We start from the raw sequence: 6,594 nt of genomic DNA, 5'->3' as shown, positions 1-6,594 counted from the left end.
AAGTTAATATTTATTTTTTTAATTATCTCATTATGTTGATTTTGAGGTGTTGTAATGTTAATAATTCCGATAGGACTATCAATATTTCAATACCATATAACCTGCTCCGCATCCTATATGTGATCAACTCTAAATCTTGGTCGTCACCAGCATCTTTATGATTTTAAGCTATAATAAACCTGTTCACTTGCTATAAATATGTGATACCTCTATTTAAGGTTTACCCTCGTTGTTTTGCGATACAAGTTATGCTTCTTTTTTGAGCTTTGTTATCTGTTTTATATTATTCTACAACACCTATAGTATAAGGTGTTTCTGTTTTTATTACTGCTAATGTTCTACTTAATAGCTTTCTGGCTACTTCTATTATAATTGTTTTCACGTTCTTTCTATAATAGACCTGCATCACTGGATCGGTCCGTATGGCCTGCCAGGAAGCTTCTATAAAATAACTCCGCATTAAGCGGTGTGCCCGCATGGTTATGCCTGTGTGCCGTTGGTTATCCCCACTTTGATGAATCCCTGGTGCTATACCTACATAACCCGCTAAATGTTTTATAGATCTAAAACGTCGTAGATCTCCTAACTCACTTATAATACCACAGGCAACTATACCGCCTATCCCTGGAACACTACGCAATAAGTAATAATCTTTCTTGTAATGTTTTCTGCAATAGGCACGTATCTTTGTAGAGATATCCCGTAGCTCTTGGTCGATAAACCTAAAAGAACGCAGCCTACTGGACAAGGTTTCTCTTGCTGTAGGGTATTCAAATACAATACCATCCAACCGATTTCTAAACTTATGACTCCAATGATCGTTATCAAATCGCTCTGGGATAGATATCCCAAAATAAAGTAATTGCATCTTGATATGACTTTTTATACGACGGTAGTCTTTAACCAAATCATTGCGGCGTCTAAATAAACTACGTAATTGTTCACGTTCTATATCGGGAATATGGATGCTCTCTAGTCTGTTATCCTTTAATTCCCTTGCTATTAATTGCGCATCTATTTTATCTGTTTTAGTATACTTCTCTTTTCCTTTTCTATGGATATCTGCGGGGTTGACTACTAATGATCGCCAGCCATAACCCACAAAAACACGATGCGAATAATAGCCACAGCAGCCTGCTTCGTAGGCTGTAGATACCTCTAAACCCCAATAATGCCTATCCACATAATCTTTTAATAATTCTGGTTTGGGGGGCATGGCAAAAGTTTTGCCCGTAAATAAATCTGTGGCACAATGAACCTTCCAACTACGTTTGTGAATGTCAATGCCAATGTATAACTTTGGTTGAGCAGTAATTTGAGTGTTCATATCTTAATTGTTTATCGTGAACTTTAAAGATACTCGACTTACTGCTTTTTCATCGATGCTAAAAATAATGCTTAAGCTTAATCCTAAATCAAAAGGTTAGTGCGTATTTGGTCACTCTGATTTTGCTACGGAAAATCCTCGGACACAAAATCGCACTATTCTTATACCAATCGTTATAAGGAATAAAAATTATTTCACTTAAAACAGGGATGTTTTTTTAAACAAAAAATTAAAATATTTGATTAAAAATTTGTTTCTAAAAATGAATGAATCTGAAACTATAAAAAAAATAGAAGACACACTTCTAAAAATAGCGAATCATAAAGATAACCCTGATATTGTTTTTATTGAAATTGATACAGGTGGATCGGAAGAAGGTATTATACCTTATTTAAATTTGTATGGTAACTTGATCTTAAATCAAGAAAACTTGGATAATGTAATACAGAAGGCTATTGGCAAAGATGAATTCGGTTATATAATTGATATATTAGATTGTGTAATTTGGAATGATTTTGAAATAGAAATTCCCTCTTTATATCCCAATTGGCCAAATGAACTTGAAATCGGAAATCTTAAAATAATTAATGCAATTAAAAAAACTATAGATGGTAATAGAAAAAAATTTAGCCATATAAGAAAATTATACTTCCATTATGTAGACAATTTTGATTTTGTTAAAATTATAGATAAAGCAGCTTAAGCAAAATTATTTATTTAACTGATTTGGATAAAGAAAACACCTTATAACACTATGTAAAAATGCATTAAAACGCATTTTACATTAAACGTTAGCGACAATTAGGTACGTTAAACAAACAACAATCGACAAGGTTAGAAACTATTTAGTGTAAACACATAAGCTTTAACTTGTGTAAACTATGTATCTTAACGAACATTGCAAGAAATGAAAAAAACGGATATTTCTATAAAAAATATAACTATCGCTTCAATAAAGAGGCATACTACACAACCCTTTGATTTTAAGTATTCAGATATTTATGAAAATGATAAAGTCATCTTAAATGAAAGAGTGGGAAACCAGATTAATTTTGAAGATGGAGAAGAATTAATTTGTTCAACTATAATTAATGACTCAATCTGGAGTGTTTTAACTACTCGAAGAATCATAACGCTAGAAGGAGTTGGTAAAGTTGAACATTATTTAAGTGGATTAAAAAGAAGAGATGCAGGAGATTTCAAAGGATATTCCAAACAAGAATACACAAAAGGTTTTTTGCATTTCGATGACGATAAAATTATACCATATTTCATAGAAACAGGTAAAGCATCTATGATTATGATTTATGGGGTAAATACCACAACTCAACAATTATAATGGAAATTAAATATTGCTGGAGATGTAAGATGGAAGTTCCTATGCTGAACAAAGAAGAATTTACAGTTGCCTATGAACTTTATGGAAAAGGATTTAAAAACTTGAAAAAAGACAGGCAAGAAAGGTTCAAAGAATTACTAGATTACTATAATGACTTGACTGGATTTGGAGAAACTGAACTGAATGCAATAATGCATCATTCACTTGAACAAATTGGACCTGATTGCGAAAAATGTGGAAAACCATACAGAACTCCAAAAGCTAAATTATGTGCGGCTTGTGGAAATAAAAGAATATTAACTGAATAAAACGCACTACAACAATTTGTATATTGCATGTGCCGCCTTCGGCAGGCAAACGCAACATACACGAAACGTTGTTGCAATTAGGAGTATTAAAAGCATAAATGAAATCTAAACGCTATTAAAATATGGGAGGAATGCTTCACCCCACAACTAAAGGAATACTTGATGGACGAATAATTGGTTTGAACAGTTCCGTTCATATTACCTCATATATTTTAAAAAATGGAATAAAGGATCCAAAAACTCCTAATTGCTATACATCAAATCAAATTAAATATTATGTTGGATTTGGTACAGGGTATGAACTGGGGCAAAAAATAAAAGTATTGTTAGAAAATGATACCAGTAGCAAAATACCTTTAAACGAGAAAATAGAATGCTTTTCATTTTTATTAGAGAAGCAAGAAATATGTAGAGAAGATTTAACGCAATCATTTTTAGATAATATTGAACATTGGGAAGCATCCAATATTCCATTGAGCGTTATTGAAAATATAAAAACGCTATTAAAAGAAAATAAAATCCAAAGATCGGTTGATACACTATTTTTACATTTCAAGGAAAATTTTAACTTAAGACCTTTAATGGAATTTTATAGAGTTTACGACAGATTAAAAAAGATTAGACAAGAGAAAAAAAATAATAAAGCATATGTTGTCGCAGATGAATTAGAAAAAGTAAAAGTTGAGGTACAAAATTGGATTAGCAAATAGAAACTATATGAACGGATTATCTTTCGCCTTGGTATTGACACCTGTTTTCCACATGCATATTGTAATTATCTAATAAAATACTCAGAAAATAAGCATATATTAAGGCTCTCAGTAAAATAGTAGAAATTATAATTTTTACAATACCTGCAATTTATTTTTGGTCATCACCGATTTTAAAATATCTTTTTTCATTCTAGTTTTAGTAGTCTCTATAATAACTTTATTAAATTATTTCTTTTTTGGCTAGTGGTCTAAAAAAACTCTACAAGTTACTTTCCGAGATATGTAAATGAATTTCTTGATAATCGCTATGCTTTTATAGCCAGAAGCATTTTTTTAAATACAAACTGTTAGTAGCAATTCTATTGGTATAAAAATAAAAACTTCACGAGCTAATTAAAAATAATCTATAGCAGATTATTGCACCATATTTTTCAAAGCTCTACGGCTTATTTCTTATTTGACACAAAATGGGCAATGATTGGCAAGAAATGCAAAAATAATGGTCTAAACCATTCCTTTCTTTGTCATAATAAAAAAATAAATCACAATGATGAAAAAAAGTAAAGTCACTCTAATGGTTTTGGTGCTAATCATTAGCTGTATTAGCAATCAGACTTTTGGACAAAAAAAAGAAAAAGAAATGAAATTAATGAACATTACACAAGAGGTCGTAGTCAATATTGCTCCTCAAAAAGCCTGGGACATTTTATCAGACTATGGAAATGTAGGTGCTTTTCATTCTAGTTTGAAAAGCTCTAAACCACTAAACGGAAGTACAAATGAAGCGGTATTGGGCTGTGAAAGAGAATGTATTATCCCTAATGGTAAAAAAGAAATCATGGTAAGAGAAAAAATTATTAACCTAGTAGAAGGGCAGTATTATACCTACGATGTGTATGAGTGGAAAAATTTTCCCCTAAAGAAAATGCTTATTACCTATGGTGTAAAAACAAATAGTTTAGGCGAAACTATTATTTACCAAAACTCACAGTACCGCCTAAAGCCTAGGTTTTTAACATGGCTTATGAAAGGAAAATTAAAAAGTGGGTCTAGAGAATCTCTGCTTGCATATAAACATTACATGGAAACTGGAGAGAAAAATGTAGCTCTGAAAATTTTAAAGAAAAAATATAAGAACTCTTAATCAAAAAATTTAAGCAGATGAAAACAAGCGTAAAATGGATTGTAAAGAGCTTTACTATGTGCCTCATGTTTATTACTTACGGACAAACACCAACAAAAATGAAAAAGGAAGTCACCTTTAAGGAAGGACATGTAATCGAAGCCATATTATTTTCACCTAAAGAACATAAAAAAGAAGCATTGGCTAGCTATCTTACCTCGGTAACACCCATTGCAAAAGAATACGGTGCTAATATTTTGATAAAATTTAAAGTAGAAAATAGTGTTGTAGGAAACAAAGCCGCTACTATGATCGCATTTGAAGCGTGGCCAAGTCTAGACAAAAAAAGAGCTTTTGAACAGGATGAAAGATATATAAAACTTCGAAACGATAAAATCAATTTATTGCACTATGTGGAGTCGGGATTGTTTCAAATTGAAGAAACAGTAACCGTTACATTTCATCATGACAAAGCCTATGATATTGCTGGAGTTTGGTTAAAAAAAGATGAGACAAGCCTTAAAAAATTCCAGAAATACTACGGCACGGTTGTTCCAGCGGCCATGAAAAATCACCAATATAGGCCCGTTGTAGGCTTAAAGGCCATTCCTAATGTGTTCGATAAAACGTATCACTCTACTTTATTTGGTGTTGGTGAATGGCCAAGTAGAGAGGCATCTGTAAATTTTGCTAATAGCGAAGTGTACCAATCTATAGTGCACTTAAGAACCGAATCGGTGGCCAACTTAGATATTTTTTTGGTAAAGCCTATTCTAGCAGATTGGTAATACAGCCAATAATCGCATATATTTGGTACTATGGATTTTGAAATTAAAACACTAAACTATCGGGATAAGATTGTTTTTGAGAAGGTAAAAGTGCGTTCCTTTCAACGATTGCCCAAACTCTATAGGGCAAATGAAGCGTGTTTCATGTTTGTAGAGTCGGGCGATTTGGTCATACGAACACCTAAGGAAGTATTAGTATTCGAAAAAAACGATGGTTTTCTAGCGAAGTGTATCAATTATTTCATTGAAAACAATCAGGATGAAGATCAGCCACTGGAATTAATTGGGGTACTTCTTTATCCTGACATTGTAAGGGAACTTTTTCCTTATAAATCCTCTAAAAAGATAAATAACAGCTACAATATAAATAGAGTAATAGTTGGTTCGCTGTTAATGAGCTTTAAAGAGAGCATTAAACTTTTGATAGAAAACCCAGCCCTTGCGGATGAAGAGTTGATTAAAAATAAACTGATAGAATTCATTCTTCTAATTTCTAAAACCGTAAATTCTACTTCCGAATTGGATTTTCTAACCAATATTTTTAGTCCTGCAGAATATGACTTTAAAACGACTATAGAAGCCAATATCTATTCGGATTTATCTTTAAATGAATTGGCACATTTGTGCAATATGAGCCGTTCAACGTTTAATCGAAAATTTGAGATAATCTTCAAAGACAGCCCCAAAAACTATGTAACCAACAGAAAATTGGAAAAGGCTTGCAATTTGCTAAAAATGACCAATAATAGGATTGCAGATATTGCTTTTGATTGTGGCTTTGAGTCTACATCGACATTTAATCGTGCATTCCAAAAGCAATTAGAAATTTCACCAACCCAATATCGAAACGGCAGAGAATAGCAGGGTTTTGAGGGTAAACACTGTTGGAAGATATGTTTAATAAGAGAGAAAAAACTGTTGCCAATAAACCAATATACTTGCTCGTACCTTACAGAAATTTTGCATATTAGATCCGTTATAAAGCATTTCAGACAT

Annotated in this window: 8 protein-coding genes; 7 read left to right on the top strand and 1 reads right to left on the bottom strand. The window is 32.1% G+C overall.

The window, feature by feature from the left end:
- Positions 1 to 283: 283 nt before the first annotated feature.
- Positions 284 to 1,327, bottom strand: coding sequence for an IS110 family RNA-guided transposase (locus HHX25_RS16030; protein WP_169675584.1), 1,044 nt, complete (start codon positions 1,325 to 1,327; stop codon positions 284 to 286).
- A 262-nt stretch (positions 1,328 to 1,589) separates the two neighbouring features.
- On the opposite strand from HHX25_RS16030, the gene HHX25_RS16025 reads away from it, so the two are divergent.
- The 7 genes from HHX25_RS16025 to HHX25_RS15995 all read left to right on the top strand — a co-directional run bounded on the left by HHX25_RS16025 (position 1,590) and on the right by HHX25_RS15995 (position 6,459).
- Positions 1,590 to 2,030, top strand: coding sequence for a hypothetical protein (locus HHX25_RS16025; protein WP_169675582.1), 441 nt, complete (start codon positions 1,590 to 1,592; stop codon positions 2,028 to 2,030).
- A gap of 204 nt (positions 2,031 to 2,234) precedes the next feature.
- The gene (locus tag HHX25_RS16020; RefSeq protein WP_169675580.1) at positions 2,235 to 2,666 is read left to right on the top strand and encodes a hypothetical protein; all 432 of its coding nucleotides are present in this window, start codon (positions 2,235 to 2,237) and stop codon (positions 2,664 to 2,666) included.
- Positions 2,666 to 2,974, top strand: coding sequence for a hypothetical protein (locus HHX25_RS16015; protein WP_169675578.1), 309 nt, complete (start codon positions 2,666 to 2,668; stop codon positions 2,972 to 2,974). The genes HHX25_RS16020 and HHX25_RS16015 overlap by 1 nt, the downstream gene beginning before the upstream one ends.
- Before the next feature lie 131 nt (positions 2,975 to 3,105).
- Positions 3,106 to 3,684 carry a hypothetical protein gene (locus HHX25_RS16010; protein ID WP_169675576.1) on the top strand — a complete coding sequence of 193 codons (579 nt, stop codon included), beginning with the start codon at positions 3,106 to 3,108 and terminating at the stop codon, positions 3,682 to 3,684.
- A 550-nt stretch (positions 3,685 to 4,234) separates the two neighbouring features.
- Positions 4,235 to 4,831 carry an SRPBCC family protein gene (locus HHX25_RS16005; RefSeq protein WP_169675574.1) on the top strand — a complete coding sequence of 199 codons (597 nt, stop codon included), beginning with the start codon at positions 4,235 to 4,237 and terminating at the stop codon, positions 4,829 to 4,831.
- Between the two features lie 17 nt (positions 4,832 to 4,848).
- Positions 4,849 to 5,598: a DUF1330 domain-containing protein gene (locus HHX25_RS16000; protein ID WP_169675572.1), complete on the top strand. Its 750-nt coding sequence runs from the start codon at positions 4,849 to 4,851 to the stop codon at positions 5,596 to 5,598.
- 30 nt (positions 5,599 to 5,628) lie between these two features.
- Positions 5,629 to 6,459, top strand: coding sequence for a helix-turn-helix domain-containing protein (locus tag HHX25_RS15995; protein WP_169675570.1), 831 nt, complete (start codon positions 5,629 to 5,631; stop codon positions 6,457 to 6,459).
- The last annotated feature ends 135 nt before the right edge of the window (positions 6,460 to 6,594 follow it).

The organism is Flavivirga algicola (assembly GCF_012910715.1).
Taxonomy (GTDB): Bacteria; Bacteroidota; Bacteroidia; order Flavobacteriales; family Flavobacteriaceae; genus Flavivirga; species Flavivirga algicola.
The sequence above is the reverse complement of the archived record's forward strand: the minus strand, read 5'-3'. Positions and strand labels throughout refer to the sequence as shown.

What these genes read in the sequence shown, in the direction of transcription:
- HHX25_RS16030 (WP_169675584.1), bottom strand. Translation starts at nt 1,327, where the DNA reads ATGAACACTCAAATTACTGCTCAACCAAAGTTATACATTGGCATTGAC.
- HHX25_RS16005 (WP_169675574.1), top strand. Translation starts at nt 4,235, where the DNA reads ATGATGAAAAAAAGTAAAGTCACTCTAATGGTTTTGGTGCTAATCATT.
- HHX25_RS16000 (WP_169675572.1), top strand. Translation starts at nt 4,849, where the DNA reads ATGAAAACAAGCGTAAAATGGATTGTAAAGAGCTTTACTATGTGCCTC.
- HHX25_RS16015 (WP_169675578.1), top strand. Translation starts at nt 2,666, where the DNA reads ATGGAAATTAAATATTGCTGGAGATGTAAGATGGAAGTTCCTATGCTG.
- HHX25_RS15995 (WP_169675570.1), top strand. Translation starts at nt 5,629, where the DNA reads ATGGATTTTGAAATTAAAACACTAAACTATCGGGATAAGATTGTTTTT.
- HHX25_RS16020 (WP_169675580.1), top strand. Translation starts at nt 2,235, where the DNA reads ATGAAAAAAACGGATATTTCTATAAAAAATATAACTATCGCTTCAATA.
- HHX25_RS16010 (WP_169675576.1), top strand. Translation starts at nt 3,106, where the DNA reads ATGCTTCACCCCACAACTAAAGGAATACTTGATGGACGAATAATTGGT.
- HHX25_RS16025 (WP_169675582.1), top strand. Translation starts at nt 1,590, where the DNA reads ATGAATGAATCTGAAACTATAAAAAAAATAGAAGACACACTTCTAAAA.